Origin of the sequence: Stappia sp. TSB10GB4, assembly GCF_900185745.1 — a bacterium.
In the GTDB taxonomy this organism is placed as follows: domain Bacteria; phylum Pseudomonadota; class Alphaproteobacteria; order Rhizobiales; family Stappiaceae; genus Stappia.
The window spans coordinates 1-545 of the sequence record NZ_FYAV01000039.1; the positions used below are offsets into that span (position 1 = coordinate 1).

The 545-nt window shown below is 68.8% G+C and carries 1 protein-coding gene; it reads left to right on the forward strand.

Annotation, left to right across the window (positions count from 1 at the left end):
• Positions 1–47: 47 nt before the first annotated feature.
• Positions 48–545, forward strand: a 498-nt coding sequence (locus TSB10GB4_RS08230) for a transposase (protein ID WP_186395345.1), incomplete at its 3' end; no start/stop codon positions are given.

Sequence of the window (545 nt, forward strand, 5' to 3'; positions counted from 1 at the left end):
CGTTTTGCGCCAAGATGATGGTCCCAACACATCGAAGGAGCCGCCCAATGAACGAGATTACGCGCATCGGCATGGACACGTCCAAGCATCTCTTCCAACTCCACGGGGTTGATGCCGCCGGAGAGACGGTGCTGCGCAGGCAACTGCGCCGCGGGCAGCTTGAAGCGTTCTTCACGAGCTTGCCGCCGGCGCGGGTGGTGATCGAGGCCTGCACCGGCGCCCACCACCTGGCTCGCCGGCTGCGAAGCTGGGGCCATGAGCCCCGGCTGATCGCGCCGCACCGCGCCAAGCCCTATGTCGGGCGCAACAAGAACGACGCGGCCGATGCGGCCGGACTGTGCGAGGCGGGCGGGCGTCCTGGCATGCGCTTCGTGCCGGAGAAGAGCCCCGAGCAACAGGCCCGGCTGATGCTGATGGGCGTGCGCGCCAGCCTGATCCGGGCGCGCACCCAGGTTGCCAACGCGATCCGCGGCTATGCGGCCGAGTTCGGGCTGATCGCGCCCAAGGGGCTGTGCCGCATCGAGACGCTGCTGGAGCAGGTGGCG